The sequence below is a fragment of the Pseudovibrio sp. Ad5 genome (assembly GCF_001623095.1).
In the GTDB taxonomy this organism is placed as follows: Bacteria; Pseudomonadota; Alphaproteobacteria; order Rhizobiales; family Stappiaceae; genus Pseudovibrio.
Map to the genome: position 1 here is coordinate 15,073 of NZ_LMCH01000012.1, position 18,855 is coordinate 33,927.

The 18,855-nt window shown below is 49.1% G+C and carries 17 protein-coding genes; 12 read left to right on the top strand and 5 right to left on the bottom strand.

The genetic code is table 11. The features are described from left to right. The first annotated feature begins 231 nt into the window (after positions 1–231). A complete protein-coding gene (locus PsAD5_RS07495) occupies positions 232–519 on the top strand; it encodes a hypothetical protein (RefSeq protein ID WP_153041346.1) in 288 nt (95 codons plus the stop codon). A 713-nt stretch (positions 520–1,232) separates the two neighbouring features. Here the strand turns inward: PsAD5_RS07495 and PsAD5_RS07500 are convergent. Continuing rightward, positions 1,233–1,559: a DUF1330 domain-containing protein gene (locus PsAD5_RS07500; RefSeq protein WP_063288921.1), complete on the bottom strand. Its 327-nt coding sequence runs from the start codon at positions 1,557–1,559 to the stop codon at positions 1,233–1,235. Positions 1,560–1,598: 39 nt separating this feature from the next. Further along, positions 1,599–2,555 (bottom strand): DMT family transporter, encoded by a 957-nt coding sequence (locus tag PsAD5_RS07505; RefSeq protein WP_063288922.1) that lies wholly within the window; start codon positions 2,553–2,555, stop codon positions 1,599–1,601. Between the two features lie 425 nt (positions 2,556–2,980). On the opposite strand from PsAD5_RS07505, the gene PsAD5_RS07510 reads away from it, so the two are divergent. The 3 genes from PsAD5_RS07510 (at position 2,981) to PsAD5_RS28805 (ending at position 5,638) form a co-directional block, all read left to right on the top strand. After that, entirely contained in the window at positions 2,981–3,844 is an 864-nt protein-coding gene (locus tag PsAD5_RS07510; protein ID WP_063291639.1) for a LysR family transcriptional regulator, read from the top strand. 482 nt (positions 3,845–4,326) lie between these two features. After that, a complete protein-coding gene (locus tag PsAD5_RS07515; RefSeq protein ID WP_063291640.1) occupies positions 4,327–4,995 on the top strand; it encodes a peroxiredoxin-like family protein in 669 nt (222 codons plus the stop codon). A 214-nt stretch (positions 4,996–5,209) separates the two neighbouring features. Next, entirely contained in the window at positions 5,210–5,638 is a 429-nt protein-coding gene (locus tag PsAD5_RS28805) for a hypothetical protein (protein WP_063291641.1), read from the top strand. Between the two features lie 298 nt (positions 5,639–5,936). Here the strand turns inward: PsAD5_RS28805 and PsAD5_RS07525 are convergent, their stop codons facing one another. The 3 genes from PsAD5_RS07525 to PsAD5_RS07535 form a co-directional block, all read right to left on the bottom strand. Further along, a complete protein-coding gene (locus tag PsAD5_RS07525) occupies positions 5,937–6,566 on the bottom strand; it encodes a TetR/AcrR family transcriptional regulator (protein ID WP_208986564.1) in 630 nt (209 codons plus the stop codon). 173 nt (positions 6,567–6,739) lie between these two features. After that, positions 6,740–6,910, bottom strand: coding sequence for a hypothetical protein (locus tag PsAD5_RS27995; RefSeq protein WP_161831179.1), 171 nt, complete (start codon positions 6,908–6,910; stop codon positions 6,740–6,742). A 384-nt stretch (positions 6,911–7,294) separates the two neighbouring features. Continuing rightward, complete coding sequence (locus tag PsAD5_RS07535) at positions 7,295–7,810, bottom strand: hypothetical protein (RefSeq protein ID WP_063289750.1); 516 nt, start codon at positions 7,808–7,810, stop codon at positions 7,295–7,297. 623 nt (positions 7,811–8,433) lie between these two features. Between PsAD5_RS07535 and PsAD5_RS07540 the strand changes: the two genes are divergently transcribed. From PsAD5_RS07540 to PsAD5_RS07595, 8 genes are all read left to right on the top strand, one after another. Beyond that, positions 8,434–9,270, top strand: a complete 837-nt coding sequence (locus tag PsAD5_RS07540) for a helix-turn-helix domain-containing protein (RefSeq protein ID WP_063291643.1) — start codon at positions 8,434–8,436, stop codon at positions 9,268–9,270. A gap of 438 nt (positions 9,271–9,708) precedes the next feature. Further along, on the top strand, positions 9,709–10,323 hold the full coding sequence (locus tag PsAD5_RS07545) for a recombinase family protein (protein ID WP_084404444.1): 615 nt from the start codon (positions 9,709–9,711) through the stop codon (positions 10,321–10,323). A 514-nt stretch (positions 10,324–10,837) separates the two neighbouring features. Next, entirely contained in the window at positions 10,838–11,707 is an 870-nt protein-coding gene (locus tag PsAD5_RS07555) for a methyltransferase (RefSeq protein WP_193776961.1), read from the top strand. Between the two features lie 38 nt (positions 11,708–11,745). Continuing rightward, positions 11,746–12,201, top strand: a complete 456-nt coding sequence (locus PsAD5_RS07560; RefSeq protein ID WP_063291646.1) for a hypothetical protein — start codon at positions 11,746–11,748, stop codon at positions 12,199–12,201. A 22-nt stretch (positions 12,202–12,223) separates the two neighbouring features. Further along, entirely contained in the window at positions 12,224–12,772 is a 549-nt protein-coding gene (locus PsAD5_RS07565; RefSeq protein WP_063291647.1) for a DUF5983 family protein, read from the top strand. 439 nt (positions 12,773–13,211) lie between these two features. Next, positions 13,212–15,077: a ParB/RepB/Spo0J family partition protein gene (locus PsAD5_RS07570; RefSeq protein ID WP_063291648.1), complete on the top strand. Its 1,866-nt coding sequence runs from the start codon at positions 13,212–13,214 to the stop codon at positions 15,075–15,077. A gap of 472 nt (positions 15,078–15,549) precedes the next feature. Continuing rightward, positions 15,550–16,248 (top strand): hypothetical protein, encoded by a 699-nt coding sequence (locus tag PsAD5_RS07580; protein WP_063291650.1) that lies wholly within the window; start codon positions 15,550–15,552, stop codon positions 16,246–16,248. A gap of 1,880 nt (positions 16,249–18,128) precedes the next feature. After that, positions 18,129–18,833: a nucleotide-binding protein gene (locus PsAD5_RS07595; protein ID WP_063291653.1), complete on the top strand. Its 705-nt coding sequence runs from the start codon at positions 18,129–18,131 to the stop codon at positions 18,831–18,833. Positions 18,834–18,855 lie beyond the last annotated feature (22 nt).

Consider the following 18,855-nt stretch of genomic DNA (forward strand, 5'->3'; position numbering starts at 1 on the left):
CCTCTCTTCTCACTAGCTCCCGCACACCCGTTTGTTTGGCAAGGGAAATGAAACGGACCTCAACGAGACGGAATGAACATCATGGTTTTTGCAAGCCGTTCAAGTCTCTTGATCACAAGGGAGCACAACATGAATGCCAAGATCCTCACATTTCCAACAAAGTAGTCAGCAATCAACCGCTCTGAAGTCATCTCATTTTCTGAGGTGCTGGAGGCAGCTTGGGATGCTTCATTGGAAGCCACATTGGAGTTTGTTGAACAGAACGGGGATTATTTTGAGGAAGGTGGAGCCCATGTTGTTTTTGCTGATCTCAATGCCCCGTTTGTGCGCCTTCTAAAAGTCAAAGGGGTAGGTGAGGCCATGAGCACAGGAGAATGGAAAGTCTCGTTGTTGTTGGGACTGCCTTACAAATCGCAGTGTGTCTATGAAGCGGGTTGCAAGGCGTTTGTCGAAGAGTTGAAGCTTCGCAATATCTCAGCTCGTGTTGTCTCGTTTGCTAAGGATGAAGAGCGTTTTTAGGCGGAACCGCGCTGCTTGAGAATGTCATATATTAGCGTCTCTGATTAGGGGCCTCCAAGCCCACGCAGGCCCGCAAGAAAAGACCAGAGGCTGCGATGCTTTTCGCAACGGGTTTTCTTATGTTCAACCCGCACTGTTCAGGCTTGCTCTTGGGCTACAAGAAAAACGTAGGATTTTCTTGTTCAGCGCTGGTGTGAGCCTACAGTCGAACCGCAATTTATGACCAATAGCTGACATTCGCCTCGGTACAGAGCTCACCCTATTTTTCGGGCTTGCTATTTCTAGTTGTTGCTATGAAACGCTGTATGAAGACGATTAAGTAACTCCCCAATATCTTCTTAAGCAAGGCCAATTCTCTATTGTCTGCTGCGAATGTTTGGCCTTGCTGGACGTTTGAAAATGGTGAGGATCGGCTACGATGTAACTTGGACCATTGTCTTCTAACAAAATTACCAGATCATAAGAGAAATAAGAACTTACAATACTTGTGGCAGCCATGGGCATTGCAACATATTTAGCTACACACCGTTAGAGCCGTTGAGATACAGTTGTTGTAAGGACCCTATTAGATGTTCTGTGGATGGTACGGTTACTAATTGGCTTCACCGTTCGGCTCACAGCAAATGCACCGAAGGTCTTGTCTTACTAAGTGTAGGTTTCCGGTAAAAATACTGGGTCAGAGAAGATAGAATCTGACCCAAATGTACTGGGTTTTAGCCTTGAAAAGCAGGCAACACGACTATTGTGGATGCATTGGGGTCGGTCACTGAGTGACGGATTTTCTTGTATGGTTGATATTCTGGATCATTGTACCAGGCATCAAAGACAGCACGGCTGGCAAACTTCAGAATTAAGGTGTTCTCTTTCTGGTAGGTCCCTTCAATGACATCGGGATGCTGAGAAACAGCAATCCGCTCGACACCATGACGGGCGCTAATCGATCCTAGATGGGCTGAGTAGTCATTGAAGTAGCGGTCAACATCATGAATGCTCAGTTGAACAATGGCGTAGACAGCTGTGTTTTCTTCTTCCTGTGTCATCTGGTAACTCCTCGGATTAAAGGGGATGGAACAAACTCTTCAACGGGTGGATTTAAGTGCACTCATCACCACAATTGTCAGACCAACGCCGACGGTAGCGAGGCCGCCCCATTGAATGACTGATGGTGTTTCTCCGGTAAGGGGAACTCCGATAATCAACGCAAAAACAGGAACTAAAGCAGGAAACATAGCAGCCTGAGCCGCACCCAATATCTGAACCGACTTAGCAAATGCAATCATAGCCACAACACCAGACAGAACACCTTGCACAATGAGCTGGGTCACCAGAATGTGTACTGACTGCGCAGTGAAAACATCAACACCACGAGAGCTGAGATAGATTGGCCCAACAGTCAAAAGTCCTGCGATTGAAACAACTGTAGTCACGTCAAGCGCGTTTAGTTTCCAGTGCTGCTGCAACACACTAAAGCCAGCCCAAAGCATTCCTGCGACAATGAAAAATGTATCACCAATGAAAATCTCAAGAGAACTGGTCATGGCAGCCGGACCAGCAATGAGAGCAAGACCAATAAGTTTTATCAGCGTCCCAAATATGCGCTGTAGGCCAAGTTGTTCACTCAGAAAAATACGAGCAAGCAAAAACCCGCCAAGCATCATAGAGGCCGGCACAATAACGGCACCGTGCGTCAATGGCGCATAAATATAGCCGCCTACACCGAGCAACACGAAGGGAGGTCCTAACAGGACAGACACAACAGCTGCTTGTAAGAGGGAGATGCGCTTGAGGGGATTACGTCGCACGATCAAAAGAAACAGCAGCACGAGAGGACCTGCTACAATATAACGGAGAAATGCGATATCAAACCCATCAAGGCCTGCGGTGACGCCGACACGCGAGAGTGAGAGATACGCACCCCAGATTAGACTGGCGGTAAGCCCGGCAATTATCCCTGGACCGAGACTTGGGACTTTCTTAACGGGGCATTCCAATAAAACGCTTTTCATTTCCGTTTTAGTGGCCTGAACATGAAACATTTTGTTTCTCCTTCGCAACCGGTCTACTTGTCGACCAATATGTTGAGCAGGACCAAAGCGGATCAGACGGCGTATCGGTTTATCCCGGAAGATGCTGAGATTTACGTCGCTAACACGACAGACTAGAAATCAAGGCGATCTCATAGTGCGACGTCCCTCGCAGAAGCAACCCATCGACAAAATAGCAGGATGTCTGAGAGGGCAACGCCACCACCTTCTTAACTGTGAGAGTATCTGCGGGGAGCAGTGTTCACTGGAGTTCTCAGGATTGATTAGGATAACCGGGCCGTGACAGGCCCAATTTGCCGACTTATGTTTTTGTTGTTCGCTGTGGTCCTGAATGGATCGGTTAAGGAATATATGGCAGTACTGGCACGCGTGATAAATCGGTTATCCGGTCAACGCACTATTGCTCAGGAGCAACAATGAAAGAGCTTGATGGGTTGATGGAGTTTTGCGCTGTCGTTGAAAACGGTGGTTTCAAAAGAGCTGCAGAGTCTCTTGATGTATCGACATCATTCATTAGCCGCCGAGTTTCCAATCTCGAAAATCGCTTAGGGGTGCTATTGCTGCACCGGACGACGCGTAGCGTGAATCTAACAGATATCGGGGAGCAATATTACCTGCGTTCAAAAGCGATATTGGCAGATATACACGCACTATCAGCTGACTTAGCTGAACAGCAAAACCTGGTAAAGGGGCGTATCCGAGTAGCCGCTGGGGGAATATTTGGCGAGACTTGGGTGGCCAGTGCTCTTGTTGATTTTGCCAGATCGCACCCTGAGGTTGAACTTGACCTTGAAATAAGTGACCGGCCTGTAGACTTGGCCAGAGAAAAGTTTGACCTGGCTATTCGTCATGGAATGCCATCAGACCCTGATTTGACAGTTAGCAGGATAGGAAGCCGACGGATGATGGTTTGTGCGTCTCCAGATTATCTGAGAGAGTATGGTGAGCCAAACGAGCCGGAGGATCTGGTATCTCATTCTTGCTTAATAACACCGGGCTTGCGCTGGCTCTTTGCCAGGAATGACGACACATTTGAAGTCCGGGTTTCCGGTCGTTGGGCCAGCAATAATGGGCGAGCGCTAATGATTGCTGCATGTGCAGGTTTAGGATTCACGAGGCTCGCTGAAGGGTATCTGACCAGCGCATTAAAGTCGGGTGCTTTGGTTGCCGTCCTCAAGCCCTATGAGATATCACCCCAGGAGACCCTCTTGGTATATCCATCTCGTGCATTCCTTCCCTTCCGGGTACGCTCGCTCGTGGAACATTTGAAGAAATACTGAAGTCAAACAGCCCCTTCCAGTTGCCCTTCATGAAGCTCATTTATTAAGCAGTCGTTTGAACCCACCGCATTCAAAAGCAATACAATGCTCCAGCAACTCAGCCCCCCCTGAGATTGTTGCTCCTGAGCAATAGTGCGTTGACCGAACAACCAGTTTATCACGCACGTCAGTACTGCCATATTTCCCTCATCTGATCTATTGAGGACCAAAGCACACTAAATAACATTTGTCCGAAGGCTCAGGTTCGCACTGTCCAACAAACGTTGTCACTACTGGAAAATATGACTTGATAAGCAGATCGCGAGTAATCGCTTTGCCCTCTTTCAGGCAATGGTGAAACGATCATCGGCTTGATCAATCTCGTGTCTTTCTCATCTTCATGTCTTGAATTGAGTCACAAGATAGCCCCGTTTTCCAGTCTTTAGTCATGCAGTGTTTGACTTGACCGATCATAATTCAACCAAGTAGAGGAAACATCTACAATGTCTTTACATGAAAAAATTGCGACCTTAAAAGCTCAAGTCGAAAAAAAACTGCCTCAGAAGACTCGCGATGTCATGGACCGAGCTACTGCAGATCTGGCAGCATCAGGCATTTTGAATGGCACTATTAAAGTTGGCGATACGCTTCCTGGTTTCACCTTGCCCAATCAGAATGGCACACCAGTCAACTCTAACGAGTTGCTTAAGAACGGTCCACTGGTGATCAGTGTTTTCCGAGGAGCGTGGTGCCCTTATTGCATGTTAGAGCTTGAAGCTCTGGAAGAAGTTTCACAGCAGTTCCAAGAAGCTGGTGCGAACATATTGATTATTTCGCCACAAACTCAAGCAGCTTCGCTCAAAACCAAAACCGAGAAAGGTCTATCTTACGATATCATTTCGGATCTTGGTAGTCTTTATACCAGCAAGCTCGGTCTCGTTTTCTCTCTACCTGAGGATCTGCGCAAGGTTTATAAAGGGATCGGTATCGACCTACCAAGTTTTAACGGAGATGAAAGTTGGGAACTCCCTATGCCGGCGCGCCTGATTATTAGCCAAACAGGCAAAGTCATGAACGCTGACATTAGTCCGGACTACACCAAACGTCCTGAACCAACAGACACTCTTCGGGAACTTCTTGATATGGCGAAGCAAGATCTGACCAACGCGTAGCCTGAAAGCGATTGGCGGCACGCGATGGCAGCACGTGCCGCCACGTCTCACAGGATTGATAGCAGAATCTCCTGCTTGCTTAGTCACAACGCTGTGAGGGCTTGAAAAGTCGATTATTTGCGATTGAATTGCTGATCTGGCAGCATACATAGGATTGATCAGTGTTGCTCTGGATTTCAGGGTATTTTAGTGACCTACTGAAAGGTATACTTGTATGAACACAATCACGGTGCCTAAATCTCCTTTGATCTGGTCTCTCTTTAGCTTGCGCCTGAGTATATCTATTGTGTTTGTCCTTTGGACACTAAATAAATTCCTTAGCCCTGACTCGACGGCGAAGACTTTCGAAGCTTTCTATGGCTTTTCAGCTATGAGCGAGGCTCTCTCGTTTGCACTCGGCGGAATACAAGCACTCATCGTCATCTGCTTTCTTGTTGGGTTTAAGAAACGTCTTTCGATAGGCGCCATTTTGATCATGCATATCATATCGACTCTTGTCTCTTTCGAGCGATATCTCGATCCGTTCACAAGCCCCAACCTCCTATTCTTCGCAGGATGGCCCATGTTAGCCGGTCTCCTCACTCTCTATCTTCTACGAGATTACGATACCAAGTTCTCAATAGAGTGCGGCGTTAAGACGTAAATCAACGATGACGGTGCTGTTCGATTACAGGGGTGTAAGTTCGACATTCTTACGAATAGTTTGCTCCCAATGAGGAGGCAATCATCTCTTCAAGATCGTTTCCACTGATGGTAGTAATCCGTGAATGGCAGCTCTTGGCCCTGATCACTAGATTAAGAGTCAACGATGAGGCAAAACACTCCTTTATTCAAATCTGCAAGCCTGTTCCATAGTAGCTGATGAAAGGCAGGCGAAATTCAAATCCGTCTTAACGGGACCTTACGAGCAAACCTTTTGATGGAGGCGGGCACTCAAAGGCCTAATCTCGTTCGAGATCATTTTTTTTCATGTGCTTACTGAGGATTATCATGGCTGTGTCGATTGCTTTGCGTACGTCTTCCAACGGCGTGTCAAACTTGACCATTTCGATAATGCCCTCAAACACCATCATAAAAAACTGAGTGAGAGCTTCGATGTCAACATCGTCATTCAATTCCCGGCGATGGTTTTTTAATCTGCTTCGAATGTCTTCTGCCCACATGGATCGCAGCTCAAGATATTCTTCACGCAATTCTGGATCATATCGGGCGATATCTCCAACGGTAGACCAGAACAGATTGCCCTCCATTTTGTATTGAGCAGCACACAGTTCGGCAAAATCCATCAACATGGAATGCATGCGTGAAAACAGGTCTGAGAACAATGCGGAACTGGAACGAACTTCTTGGCTAAACCGCATAATATACCATCGCATTGCAGGAGCGACAGGGTCTTGATCACCCTTAAACTGCATTTGAAGCGCTTCAAGGCATACGCCGGACCGCTCGCTAATAGCTTCTAAAGTGAGATTGGAGCGGCCGTTTTCAAAGATCAACTCAAAGGAGGCGGTAAAGACTTTTTCCAGAACTTCGGGTGTTATCTTACCCTGTAAGGAGCTTCGTTGTGTCATTGTCCTGCTGATTGTCGGTTGCCTCAAGATACTGGTATCTAGCCTTAAAACGCGAACTTTCAGCAAAAGCAATTAATACAAAGCGGTTCAATTTGCTCCCAGCAGGCTGGCCTTTGATGGCGCTATCAAAGGCCAGCCTGAATTTGTCCGCGCTAGTTTTCTCCAGCCGCACTTTAAGTGTGAAGCATCGCGGCTTGTTTCCATTGTGGTAAAGCGTTGATACGGTGGAGTTGAGTGTCGATTTCGGAACGTTGATGATGAGGTGGAACGATGAGATTGCGCAGGCCGGAGAAGACTACCAGAAATCTTTGAAGCTGGCCTGACGATTTCAACTTTTGCTCCATTGTTCACTCCTAATCTAGTGATCATACAGACCCATGAAGGACTACCCGTTAAGGTACTCAGAAGGCCCGTTATGTAGACAGCAACAACCCTTGATGGAATCTGTCGAATGGCAGCTGCTGGCCCGAACTTCCAGACATTTCTAGCACGTAGCAGCGTGACCATACCTGCCATTTGTCCGTAGTCTAGGCGCTTCCAGTCAGCAAGTAGAAACAACCATAGATCAAGATAGAGTCTCGCCACTAAGTCATGGCCAGTCCAAACATTGGGTCCCCGCCTTATGGTGCGGACCTTTCTTATAGTGACAATCCAATTCGCGCTATGTCGCTCGGTAATCCCCCCATTCATGGAGGGATTACCGAGCGATTAAGCTCAGGGATGGATCACTATTGGCTCGCACTGTCACTGACAGCGATACTGTCGGTGGTGCACGGTCCATAAGAGTCGATGCTAGACGAATCCTTATAAGTCGTCTTTGCTTTCAATGGCAGCAAGTCACCACAATTGGTGCATACTATATAGTCCATGGCTCGTCTCATTGGCATAATGTATTGCGCACCGTAAGTAGATTTTTGATTTCTTAGGAATCCAGACCCATGTCTGTATACGGCATTCACAATAAAGTCGTATCCATTGGTTATCCGGCCACAACCACACTCTGGTCCATTCATATACGCAGCTGTAAGATTGAGATTGTACTTGTCGTTTAGCAACCGTAATTCATCTTCGGTAATGTTCGATGCGTTTCTCAGGTCTTCGTCCGACTCGACCGACTCGGCGACCAATTTGCAGAAGTGATCGTAGATTCCTTCGTCATTGGTGAAGTAATGAAAGCTCTTTAAATTGTGACGATTGACAAAAAGCGCCTCTAACTCATTAACTGACGAAATGTAGTTATCCATTTTTTCCCCAATTCTCTAAGATGTTGCTCCGCAACTTGTGCAGGGTCTCAATGTTTGCACACTTGCTCGCTTCAATTGGCGGTCACCGAAATAAACGACAAACGCCGTGGTTATCGTTTGGGCTTTCCAAAATGATGTTCTAGTTGCCACCTCCCCTTCTTCCCGCAATGTTGTTTCGATAATCCACAAATGCTGCTTGCGGAGGACAGAAACACGCTCCTCAAATAGTACCGTAACGATATCTGGAGCGTGATAGGTTGCAAACTGTGATCAAGTTGGCGATGCAATCTCGGCTTGTTCTTGTCGGACTACGGCACTTTGGTTCGGTCACTTGTGTTGCATCTCACACCAATGCAAGTGTGAACTCGTCGTATGGGCCTAGCCTTCAAAACCCCAGACTGTTATTTTTTAGTTTCCGCCTGCCTCAACAAAGTCGACAATAAATCGGCCATCATAATTTGTATTATCTATATAACCCTACGGCAATAGCAAGTGTTGATATGGGCAATATTTGGAAGATAAGTAAACTCGAATAAAGAAGACAGTTAATTTTAGTGCCTGAGTACGTTTTATCGACACCTGAATGAGGCGTCTTGTAAAAAACGGCAAGCCATGAGGGTTTTATGGAAATTTATAAAAAGTACCCTACGTCACCTAAGCTATTTCGTTACATTAAAGGATACCACGTTGCGGATCAGAAAGTTAACGATCTCACTGTTCAATCGCCTCCAACGGGTTACCCTTTACTGGGGCATATATGGAAGGGGATCGGGACGGTTGATGTGGCTGGTGAAACGATCCCTCAAATGAAACCTCCAGTTAGCCATTTTAGCGGGCAGCTGTACAAAACCAATGCATGCGTTCATTGGAAAGGACATATAGGCCATATACTCGCAGAGTTCACAGCAACAGGACTTTATGAGCTGTTTGGTATCTATGGTGATACGCTCGTTAACAGAACTGTTTCGGTGAACGAAACTGCTTCGGAGTTTGCAGCTGTACTGCAGGCAAAGCTTAACGGTGTCAAGGATACAGAGGACTATCTCATTTGCTTGCAGCAAGCACTCAAATGGCAAGCAGGTAAGGCGATTTCAGCGCCAGACTTTGTCGTTAAAGCAGTTCGCCTTATTGAAGAAGCCTATGGAGATATTAAACTGAAGCACCTGATCGAAGAGCTTAATATACCTGAAAGGACGTTGACGAGTCGGTTTAAAAAGATAGTTGGGGTATCGCCTAAGTATTTTTCTCGCATCACACAGTTCAATTATATCGTCTCAATCATACTTTCTGGTGAAGAACTACCCCTGTCGCATTTGGCTGCGGAGGCTGGATTTTATGATCAGGCACATTTCACCAAAACTGTACAAGAATTTGTGCTTAACGCTCCTTCTCGCTTCTTGGAAGGTGATGTTTCAAAAGTTTCCAGTTTCATCAGGCAAATGAATAAAAATACGCCATGATTTGACCGTTAGTTTTTGGGAAGACCTAGATGAAACAGGCCACTTCAGGCCCTTCACGAAAATAGCTGAAGACGCTTCTGGATGAATTTGCTCAACCCTTGATGGAAACGCTCTAATGGCAGCAATTGGCCCGACGCATCTTGACGTAGCCATGCTCATTTTCAGTTCTCTACGCCGCAGCGAACGTCAGCAAAGTCCAGACTTCAATTATGAAATCGAACCGCGTTGACAGGCAACTTCGGATCATTGGGCGTCATTTCAGAATGATAGTTTATTACTCACAGACCATATCCCATTGTGCTCTATAGAGCCGCAAACGCACTCGGGCGTTTAAAATGGAGAACGTTGGAAAATATGTAATTGCAATCTTTTAATACGCACTGATGAGATGTAGTAAAATATTTGAAATTGATTTTTTCCTACACTTGGGTATTCGAAATGATACGTGGCTATATAAGAACCGACAAAAACGAGCACACCAGAGATAGCCAGATGGAAGAGTTGCGAGCCGCAAACTGCGAAACCTTCCGCGTTGATGAGGGAATTTCGCGGCGCTCCTTCCTGAAGCCTGAGCTTGATAGGCTGATGCAAGAGGCTGTTGCGGGTGATGTGTTGGTGTTTTGCTCTTTGGATCGTGTCGCGGAATATCAACGTGATATCGCTGAATTCTTCGCTAAATGTCAAGTGCTCGGCGTTGATGTGGTGGTTCTTCGTGAAGGACTAAACACACTAGAAAACCCTATTGTGTTTCAGGTTATGGCGGCGTTTGTTGGCTTCGCTCGCGGGCTGGATGATGAACGCCGGGCATTGGCGATTGAGAAGGCGAAGAGGAAGCAGGGGCGACCGTCTAAGCTGAGCGAAGAGCAGCAGCTTGAAGCTGTTGAAATGAAGGCTTCAGGCAAGACCATCTCACAGATAGCGGCAACCTTCAGCGTTTCACGTGCCACGATTTACAGTTTGTTAGAACCGAAGACTAAGAAACTCGATGCCTTCGCCAATATCCCCCGTGATGAGTTGCGGGAAATTATGTTTGGCAAGAGGGAGCAAAATTAAGCCCGTCATTCAGATCATATCAACCCATGATGGAAACGCCCGAAAGTTCGGGATTGTTTGGGTTTCTATGGTCCTCAGTGTCAGCATTGGCACTATCGCTTTGGTTTGATTGGTAATTGGACACGTCCCTGACGGGTCAGGCCGGTCAACGCGCCTCTCGGCGCTTACAGAGTCAAACCACCACACCACTAAGCGCGGCAAAGGAGCCGCGTTGTCTCTTCCTGAGCCACCACAGCGCCAAGCCTTGCTAAGTGCCTTAGGCAGTCTGTCTCTGCCATACGGTGACTGTCCTTCGTGCCGGGTTGCACCTTCTTCTATCTTTTCTGTCGTTTTGACCTGAGGACCAGCTACAAGGGCTCGCGCCCTCACGAAAGCTAGTTCGTCACTCACCTGACCACAATCTTCCTCACCTTGCGGCTCCGGGAGATCATGGACAGCCTCTCTTCTCACCAGCTCCCGCACACCCGTTTTAAAGACAAGGGAAATGAAACGGACCTCACAGGGAGCAAAAACAATGGCTAAACTCACCAAAGCAGAAGCAAAGCGCCACGCACAAGCAGTGGACCTCCTTAACAAAGACGTGCTCACCGAGAACGACAAGGATTTTGTTTTTCAAAACTGGCATGAAGGCGCTGAGTTTGAAAACGGCTCCCGTGGCGCGTTTTTCACCCCTTGGGATCTGGCTTTTGATTTCTCATTTGACTGTGGCGGCCACCGGATCATTGATCTTTGTGCCGGCATCGGAATGCTGTCTTTTGCAGTCTACCACCGCTTAAAAGAGCGCAACGGCAGAGCGCCGGAAATCGTGTGCATTGAACGCAACCCCGCTTATGTGGCCGTTGGAAAGAAACTGCTTCCAGAGGCAACCTGGATTTGTGCTGATGTGTTTGAGTGGGAAGAGCTCAACCTTGGCCGGTTTGATCAGGCGATCAGCAACCCGCCCTTTGGCAAGGTGCCGCGCTCAGGCAATGGCCCAAGCTATAAAGGCGGGCTGTTTGAACATCATGTTATAGATATTGCCTCAAAACTTGCAGATGAGGGGACATTTATCATTCCCCAGAATTCCGCCAGCTTTGCTTATTCTGGTGTGCAGTGCCATCGCCAGACACCAACCAGCGCAGGCGGCAAGTTTGCAGCTAAACAGGGTTTTGAAATGACGGCCGGCGTGGGGATTGATACCGCCGTCTACCGCAAAAGCTGGAAAGGTGTTTCCCCGCTGTGTGAGGTGGCCCTGATCGACTTTTCACCGTGTCAGGTAGAGGAAGTCCAGCTCACTACCACACCAGTGCTGGCACCTCCTGTTGTGCCCGTGGAGCCGGTTTGCCTTCCCCCTCTTGCCGCCATCTCCAACGTAGCCCCAACTGCTCAACTCTCCCTCTTTTGAGGGGGCACGGGGCTAGTTTGAACAGGAGATCTGAGAATATGAAAACGAAGCAAGATGCACCAAACTGGTATTGCGAAGGATGCAAGACGTTCCATTTGCCACAACAAGAGCGGCAGGTTGATGATATGGGAGATTATTACTGTGCCAGGGCTTGGAAGCGTCTGATCAACCCGCAAAACACGACCTTTAAGCAGCGGGTGAATTATGCGCGGGAAGGGTTTTGTCTTGGAGAAGACAGCCGCGCCTTTGATAATTGCTTTGAAATGTATGACGGGGCTTTTGTCGTTACAGCTCTCATGCGCCTTAGTGAAACCGATCATGAGTTAAAGCAGGCGATTAAGCGCCATATGAGCAAGGCAGGGCTTGCGCAATGGCAGCAGACAACGGCCAGTCTTGCTCACATCCCAACACACAAGCTCTCCAGTAAGGCAGCGGCCCATCGCCAGCAAGTTGAAGCGAGCCCAGCCGGTTACCAGCAACCAAGCCTTTTCTAACGCACAGATCCAGAGACACCCCATGTACAACTTCACGAAACCGACCTGCTCTTTAACCGCAATCACCTTTCTGATTGAACTGCATAAAGCAGACTTGATGTTTCACCCGGACGACAGCCCTCAAGGCTGCGATTTTGGCAGAGAGCTTCCATCTTTGATGCTTGCGATGATGGATCAGTACATGGAAGCCACTCATCACTATCTTGAAGATCCAAGTGCGATTGTCTGTGAAATTGATAAGGCCCCAGTTCAGCGGCAGGAACAACCTGTGAGCCGGGCTTCGAATGTCTTATCTGTTCTCGATCTATCGACCGCTCACCTATCCCCCAAAACGCTTGCAATGCTTGGCGAGAAGACGCCTGAGACCTTCCCGCTCTATGGTGGCAACCTCATGAACGGTTTGTTTGTCTCTGCCAGTAAGGATTACGACTACAGCGGCGAGAAGCTTCCCATTGATTTGCTTAGCTGCCTCACGGCTGCATGGGCGCAGGACTGCTCCCACATTCTCTTTGATTGTGATGGGCCGATTGACGAGAGCCTGTATGCCTACTCTCATGACGGTTCCGAGTAGGTGTGAGGAACGCGGCAGAGGAGGGGAGCGCAGGCTCCCTTTTTTCGTTTTGGCTAGCTTTCCAGTTTCAGTGATCTAAGAGCGGGGCGATCTGGCTTGCAAGCGCACAGCGGGATCGGCTGATCCCACAGTGCCCTCACAAACCAGCTCACTCATGTCTACTGAAGGGCTGGAAGCAGGCAAGCGCCCCGCGCACGGGACACATGCCAGCCTCCAGCAAGCCGCGCTTCATTCATTCCTCAATGCCGTTTTAACCTGAGGGGCAGCGTTAAGGGCTCGCGCCCTCACGAAAGCTAGATCGTCACTCGCCTGACCACAATCTTTCCTCGCCTTTCAGGCTGCGGGAGAATGTGGACAGCCTCTCTCCTCACTAGCTTCCGCTCACCCGTTTTATTGGCAAGGAAGATAGAAACGGACCTCATGAGACGGAGACAACATCATGACCAAGACCACCAACGGCAAACTGCTTTCCAACGTGCCAGTTTCCAAACTCACCTTGTCAGCGCTGAACCCTCGCCAGAGCGTTGATCCCAGCGAGATTGAACTGCTGGCCCAGTCCATCAAGGCTTGCGGCCTGATTCAGAACCTTGTCGGCTTTGCTGAAGGGAATAGCATCGGCATTGTTGCTGGTGGTCGCCGCCTTCGTGCGTTGCAAGTTCTGCAAGAGAGCAAGGATATCCTTCCAAACTACAGCGTTGCCGTGCGCATCGCGGCCACGCAGCAGCAGGCTCTACAGTGGGCCAATGCCGAAAACACCGCCCGTAAAGACCTCAATCCAGCTGAAGAGATCAAAGCATACCGCACCATGGCGCAAGCAGGTCACACACCTGATAGTATTGCAATCGCATTTGCCCAGACCGTGCGCCACGTCAAAGGACGTTTGCGCCTTTCTGGACTGGCGCAGTGCATCCTTGATGCGCTGGAAGCTGGAAAGATCACGCTTGATATCGCGGCAGCTTATACGGTTTCCAGTGATCAGGAAAAGCAAGCAGACGTCTTTGGCCGCTTGAATGAGCGATGGGGCGGAGATCAACCACACACCATCAAGCGCAGTCTGATGGATGAGGTTGGAGAGGGCAACGATCGCCGAGCCGTGTTTGTTGGCCGTGAGGCATATGAAGCTGCAGGGGGAGCGATCCGTGAAGACCTGTTTGGGGAAGAGGTTTATTATCTGGACAGCAACCTTTTAGAACAGCTTGCCACAGATAAGCTTGAAGAAGCCCGCCAGAAGCTTCTGGCACAAGGCTGGAAGTGGGCAACGGCCAACATTGAACTGCCAGACCATACAGAACTGCGGGGCCTCAAGCGGCTTTATGCTGAAGATGTGCGCTTAAGCGAGGAGCAGGAAGAGCGCAGAGAGGTTTTAATCGATGCTGAAAACGAGGGCAGAGCAACACCTGAAGAGCTTGAGGAACTGAAAGGGTTAAGTGAGCTTCAGTTCCATGCCGATCAAAAGAGCGTTGCAGGGGTCTTTGTTGGCATCGGCTATCATGGGGACTTGAGAGCAGAGAAAGGCTATGTTGCGGCAGAAGATCAGGACGCAGCGATTGCCGCTGGTGTGCTGAAGGGCTCTCAAATCATTGCAGGCACGTCTCAGGAGCCAGAAAGCAAAGAGTACTCGCAAGCCTTGATGGACGATTTGAACGCCATCCGCACAGGTGCCCTGCAGGCCGCTCTTTTGAATGAGGCAGAGCTTGCAAAAGATATCGCGATCTTTTCCATGATCACCAAGAGCTATGAGGGCGACCTGCCTTGTAAAATCCAGTCAGGGACTTGGCGCAATGAGGCTGAAGATCACGGCCAGAACCTACCTGAGGAACTGACCCTTGCAAATGAGACCTCTATTTATGGCGAAGATGTTGCAGTACAGTTTGCGGCCTTCCGCCTGAAGAGCGAGCAGGAAAAATCAACCCTTCTCACACAGGCCGTAGCGCGGTCCTTTGCGGCTCGTATCGCCCTTGTCAGCGGACATGTGCCGTTTGTTGAGCTGGTGGCTGACACCGTCAATCTTGATGCCCGCAAGACATGGACGCCGAACAACAAGTTTTTAAAGCGGCTTAAGTCCGGCCAGTTGGATGAGGTCAAGAGCTACATTGACGGTAAGCCAGTGGGGCCGGAGTTCGCCAATATGAAAAAAGGCGACAAGGTATCCTGCCTTCATGGGCTGTTTAACAATGAGGCGGACCGCAATGGTCTTTCCAGTGAGGCCAAGGAGCGGATTGCAAACTGGGTTCCTGAATGCCTGAAGACCCAATATCAGGCACCGGATATCTTGGAGGAAGAAATTCAGAAGCTCGCCGCATAAGAGGCAAGGCCACAGTGAGGGCCACAGGGAGGGAATGGAAGAGAAGGGGGCGGGTTCCGCGCCCTTCCTCTGTTTGAGAGAGGTCAGGGCAGGTTAAATATAGTTTGTCTTGATGCGGGGCGATCTGGCTCACAAACGCTCACCGGGCTCTGCCGAGCCCAGCTCGCGCTTGCAAACCAGCTCACTCATGTTTGTTGAAGGGCTGGAAGCTGGCAAGCGCCCCGCGCACGGGACACATGCCAGCCTCCAGCAAGCCGCACTTCTCTTCATTCTTCCATGTCGTTTTGACCTGAGGGCCAGTTGCAAGGGCTTGCGCCCTCACGAAAGCTAGATCGTCACTCGCCTGACCACAATCTTCCTCGCCTTATGGGCTGCGGGAGAATGTGGACAGCCTCTCTCCTCACTAGCTCCCGCTCACCCGTTTGCTTGGCAAGGAAAATAGAAACGGACCACACCAAGACGGAGACAAATCATGTTGCATCTTCCTAGCCTGACGACCCTGAAAGAGTTCCTTTCTGACTTGTTTGTCAGCTCCGCCGATCACCAGCGCGAAGAGCTGGAGTTCAAAAATCGCCAGCATGACCCTGAAGCAGAGTTGTACTTTCAGATGTTGGATGATGAGGCGCTTCAGGAAGATGATTTGGATGATGAGTTCGAGGTGTTCCAACGGCTGGAAGCGGACCTGTCACAGGGTGAGTTTGCCTGCACGATCAGCGGAACGCATTGTGAGGGCTGGAACGCGGAAGCTGATATTGACTATCAGGAGATCATCGAGGCGGACACCTTTGATGAGGTGATTGCGATCCTCACTGAGCGTTACCACACGGATTACTCATGGTCGGTCAGTGCACGGGACTGGAACGACAACACCTACAAGCACCGGTGTGAAGCTGAAGGCAACGAGCACGACTATTTCCATGAGTTCGACATTGATCCGGGTATGGGAGAATTTGCCTGCCTCATCAGTCCGGTATGTGATGAGATGGCCTCAACCGGATACGCTGGCAATCTTGTCTTCATTCAAGCTGAAGAGTTTTCGCAGGTGATAAAGGAACTCTCCACCCGCCTCGGGAATAAGGGGTCGTGGAGCCTTCAGGCCATGGACTGTATGGGACAGCGGTACAAACACGAGCACATTGAATGCAAAGACGTTGAATGGGCCGTGTACTGAAGAAAGACAAAAAAGGCATGGGATCACTCAGCCCTTGAGTGATCACCCATAGCAACCAAGGGGTGCATCTGCTACAAGCAGTTGAGAGTTTTAAGAGCAGAAGCAGCCGCGTTGATCCAGCCAACGCATCGGGAAAGATAGGCTCTCCCGACTGAGGCAACAGCCTTGCTTTTAAACCGGAGGGTGATGAAATGTGGTTTTTACCATTTACGATCACGCTTAAAATGAAAAAGACTCGGAACAGCTGGACACTGAAACTCCGAGTCTATTTCAAATAGCTAGCAAAGGGAAGGGGACTTAGGTTCCCTTCCACTCCGGTATACTACTCCGAAACTCCCTAAAAATCAAATAGCATCGCCGTGCAAAGTGGCTGTGATTTTGGGCTTGCTCCAAACCTTCCAGGCTCCGCGGGATCTGCCGATCCCACTGCGCCTTCCAGCTTTGGCGCTGCGCTCATTTTTCTTGCCAACCGTCTGACAAGGCGAGCACTCGGCATCGGCACCCTTGCAGGGCACACGATGCCTCGCACTCGCCTTGTCAGATCGGGGCGTGCGGCGCTTTGCGATCGCTCGTTGCACTCACAGATCACAAAGCGCCTTGTCGCGCGAAGCACGCGCAAGCTTTGCAAGCTCGCACATGCTCCGCGCTCTGGTGATTGTTGCTGCTGTAACGGATTTTTCGTTTTCTTTTCCATGTCGCCTTGACAGAAAAACCATACATCAGCTGATCAACTATTCAGTTTTCATCAAACAACAGGTTGATCTAGTTGGTTCTGGGAGTTTCTGCGAGTTCCAGCGTAGCATTCTGCGTATTTCTGGGAGTTTCTGGGAGTTTCTGGGAGTTCCAGCGTAGCATTCTGGGAGATTCCGGGAAATTCTGGGAGTTTCTGCGAGTGCTTTGAAATTCTGGGAGTTTCCTATGAGATTCTGTGAGTGAGAGTTGGCAAGATATGCTAACCGGAGCCGGTTAGCGGAAATTCCACGAGTTGAGCCCAACCCGTACAATTGAGCTTATTCGCACTGTCGTGCTCAACGCTTTTTGCTGCGCAAATTTAAAGGAACTTGTGGTTGAGTTTATCTGTGGAAAACGCGCTGGGGGATTTCCCTCAACTTTGAGTCAAAACTCTAAGATTTCAGCCGTTTTATATCATGGGTAAAAGTTTAAGTAAAAACAAAGGCTTTACTTTGGGAAATCGTGACCAAAAAAGGGCTAGATAAAGTTGTAAGGATGCGTTATGCACGTCACTACTTGCTGCCATAGCAAAATGGCATGCGGCTCTGACGGTTAGTAACTTCCAGGTCATAACCATCAGAGCCTTGCAAGTACCAAAACAGACTTGGCACTCGCATAGGGAGAACCCACAACTCATAATTCAGTCGCAGCTCATCTCATGTCCGCTAATGGATGTGAGGCTTAGCGTGTTTCGTCACGAAATGCGATGGGCAGACCCGCGTCTAATTCCTTTATCCAAACATTAAACATCAGGGATACCCGTTTTACAGACGGGTAATCAAACAATGGCGCTTCCATGGGGAGATGCCCGAGCTCAGTTTCAACTTGTGCGTGCGCATGTTGAGGCTGAGATCGGGAGAGGTATATCCAAACGTAAGATCTTCGAGGCCCTTTCCAGTAAAGGGAAGATCGATATGGCGGAAAAAACCTTCTACGAATGTGCGGCTAAGGCTTTGAACCCTAAGTCTGAATTGGCTCCAGGAAGTGCCGTTGTACCTCCACCCAAAACAGGAGGGAGCGGGTCAACTACACCCCAGGAACCGCTCCTTCCATCTCAACCTAAGGGTACAAACCGGTTCCAGATGGCTGACTCCATTAAAGATTACGACTGATAGGTTTAAGCAAACATGAGATATGTAAACTTTGTAATGCAAGGAAAAGGCGGGGCCGGTAAGAGTTTTATTTCTCTTCTGCTTTGTGAGTATTTTCGGCAAGAAGGACGGAACCTTATTGCCATCGATACCGATCCAGTAAACCCCACTCTTTCATCTTATAAGGCACTCAACTGTAACCTTATAAAGATGATGGATAACGCAGAGATCGATCATCGCAGCTTTGACGCCATTGTTGAGGGCATAATCGAATCAGATGATGAGACACATTTCGTCATTGATACGGGTGCAACCACCTTCTTACCGCTGGTCAAATACCTGGCTGAGAACGATGTGTTGGACCTCCTGCATGATCATGAGTGCGAGATTGCCATCCATTCCGTGGTCAGCGGGGGAGGGGCAATAGACGCCACATTGTCCTGCATTGAGAAACTGTTTGAAGTATTCCCAAAGCAAAAGATCGTCCTTTGGAAGAACGAATACTCAGGACGGGCGGAGAAAAACGGTAAGCCATTCGAAGAACTGAAGTTGTTTAAGGAAAATCAGGACCGTATTTACGCTGTGCCTACTTTAGCGCAGCGCACCGGCTCTTCCTTCAACCACGACATTCAGGCCATGATTGAGCGCCGAAAGACCTTCTCAGAGGCCATTTTGGACGAGAATTTCGGTCTTATGACCCGTCAAAGGCTCAAAAAGGTCTGGTCTGACGTCTCCACGCAACTCGAAAACATGGCCTTGTAAGCGTGGGTGAGGATGTGATGGC

Excerpts from the sequence above, each read along its gene's own strand:
- PsAD5_RS07500 (WP_063288921.1), bottom strand. The coding sequence starts at position 1,559 with ATGACACAGGAAGAAGAAAACACAGCTGTCTACGCCATTGTTCAACTG.
- PsAD5_RS07505 (WP_063288922.1), bottom strand. The coding sequence starts at position 2,555 with ATGTTTCATGTTCAGGCCACTAAAACGGAAATGAAAAGCGTTTTATTG.
- PsAD5_RS07510 (WP_063291639.1), top strand. The coding sequence starts at position 2,981 with ATGAAAGAGCTTGATGGGTTGATGGAGTTTTGCGCTGTCGTTGAAAAC.
- PsAD5_RS07515 (WP_063291640.1), top strand. The coding sequence starts at position 4,327 with ATGTCTTTACATGAAAAAATTGCGACCTTAAAAGCTCAAGTCGAAAAA.
- PsAD5_RS28805 (WP_063291641.1), top strand. The coding sequence starts at position 5,210 with ATGAACACAATCACGGTGCCTAAATCTCCTTTGATCTGGTCTCTCTTT.
- PsAD5_RS07525 (WP_208986564.1), bottom strand. The coding sequence starts at position 6,566 with ATGACACAACGAAGCTCCTTACAGGGTAAGATAACACCCGAAGTTCTG.
- PsAD5_RS27995 (WP_161831179.1), bottom strand. The coding sequence starts at position 6,910 with ATGGAGCAAAAGTTGAAATCGTCAGGCCAGCTTCAAAGATTTCTGGTA.
- PsAD5_RS07535 (WP_063289750.1), bottom strand. The coding sequence starts at position 7,810 with ATGGATAACTACATTTCGTCAGTTAATGAGTTAGAGGCGCTTTTTGTC.
- PsAD5_RS07540 (WP_063291643.1), top strand. The coding sequence starts at position 8,434 with ATGGAAATTTATAAAAAGTACCCTACGTCACCTAAGCTATTTCGTTAC.
- PsAD5_RS07545 (WP_084404444.1), top strand. The coding sequence starts at position 9,709 with ATGATACGTGGCTATATAAGAACCGACAAAAACGAGCACACCAGAGAT.
- PsAD5_RS07555 (WP_193776961.1), top strand. The coding sequence starts at position 10,838 with ATGGCTAAACTCACCAAAGCAGAAGCAAAGCGCCACGCACAAGCAGTG.
- PsAD5_RS07560 (WP_063291646.1), top strand. The coding sequence starts at position 11,746 with ATGAAAACGAAGCAAGATGCACCAAACTGGTATTGCGAAGGATGCAAG.
- PsAD5_RS07565 (WP_063291647.1), top strand. The coding sequence starts at position 12,224 with ATGTACAACTTCACGAAACCGACCTGCTCTTTAACCGCAATCACCTTT.
- PsAD5_RS07570 (WP_063291648.1), top strand. The coding sequence starts at position 13,212 with ATGACCAAGACCACCAACGGCAAACTGCTTTCCAACGTGCCAGTTTCC.
- PsAD5_RS07580 (WP_063291650.1), top strand. The coding sequence starts at position 15,550 with ATGTTGCATCTTCCTAGCCTGACGACCCTGAAAGAGTTCCTTTCTGAC.
- PsAD5_RS07595 (WP_063291653.1), top strand. The coding sequence starts at position 18,129 with ATGCAAGGAAAAGGCGGGGCCGGTAAGAGTTTTATTTCTCTTCTGCTT.